Source organism: Bartonella sp. AP57NXGY (genome assembly GCF_042195805.1).
Classification (GTDB): domain Bacteria; phylum Pseudomonadota; class Alphaproteobacteria; order Rhizobiales; family Rhizobiaceae; genus Bartonella.
In genome coordinates this window covers 1-918 of the sequence record NZ_JBHIOZ010000408.1, presented here as the reverse complement: position 1 = coordinate 918, position 918 = coordinate 1, and the positions used below count along the sequence as shown (strand labels likewise).

1 protein-coding gene and 1 pseudogene are annotated in these 918 nt (G+C 38.7%); both read left to right on the top strand.

Going from position 1 to position 918, the window contains the following annotated elements; translation table 11 throughout:
- Positions 1–329 (top strand): annotated as a pseudogene (locus tag ACFIL8_RS11165) (hypothetical protein); the annotation flags it as partial.
- Positions 326–733, top strand: a complete 408-nt coding sequence (locus ACFIL8_RS11160; RefSeq protein ID WP_375638875.1) for a hypothetical protein — start codon at positions 326–328, stop codon at positions 731–733. The pseudogene ACFIL8_RS11165 and the gene ACFIL8_RS11160, both read left to right, overlap by 4 nt.
- Positions 734–918: the final 185 nt, after the last annotated feature.

The window sequence follows — 918 nt, the reverse complement described above, 5'->3', positions numbered from 1 at the left end:
AAAATTATATCTACATACAAGGTCATATGTTAGACCCCATTAGTACAGTGATTGGTTACAATTGGCCTACGGCTTATAAGGCACCTTTAAATCTAGATTTTTCACTTTTGGAGAAAGGTATAAAAAATCCTTTTTATATGATGATATTTGCAGCAAACAGTTTATTTACTATAGCAACTAATCCTCTCAGAGAGATGGGGAGAGCGGTCTTGGGCCTTAACCCGAGCCCCCATAATTGTTATGCTGATGCGAGTCGTGAGTGTCAAATTAATTATGGTTCATTTAGTTTTAACAAACTTTATTCAACGAGAACAGGGAACAAAAAATGAAAATGTTGTTTAATTTATTAAGCCTGCTCATTCTGTTAACGGTTGCTGGATGTGATATTGAAAACATTGATAAACCTCCTCGAGGAGAGACGGCTGTGTGGGAGAAGCTAGGAGCAGATTCTACGGAGGTAGGAAAAGCATTGCTAGAGTGTGGTTTGCCACACCTTAATTATCTTGAGGATGAAGTTCAAAAGTTAAGCAACAATGAGAATGCAACGATTGATGCTTGCATGATCCAAGCAGGATTCCATTATAAAGGGAGAGCTAGCTGGTGTTCTCCTTTTAACGGTAGAGACCTCCCCATTTGTCAGGCTGGTGCTGTCATCCCGAAGAGAAGTGTCGAAAAGCGCTTAAACAGCCCGTTTTGTAAAAAATATAAAAATGCGGATGAATGCCAACCTTAAGTTTTGCTGTTTGTGATGGTCAACAATCCCTCATCCTTGCTTTGCTTGAAATGACGGGATTGTTTCCTCAACTAACCATTTCAATATTGTTCACCGTTGTTTTAATGAAGCGGTGACAGGAAATATCAACAGGCTTATGAGCTTTTTTATTGTAAATAAATCCATTGAAAGAGGGGAAGAATGAA

Bases quoted from the DNA above. Each gene is read 5' to 3' on its own strand.
- ACFIL8_RS11160 (WP_375638875.1), top strand. From the start codon at position 326: ATGAAAATGTTGTTTAATTTATTAAGCCTGCTCATTCTGTTAACGGTT.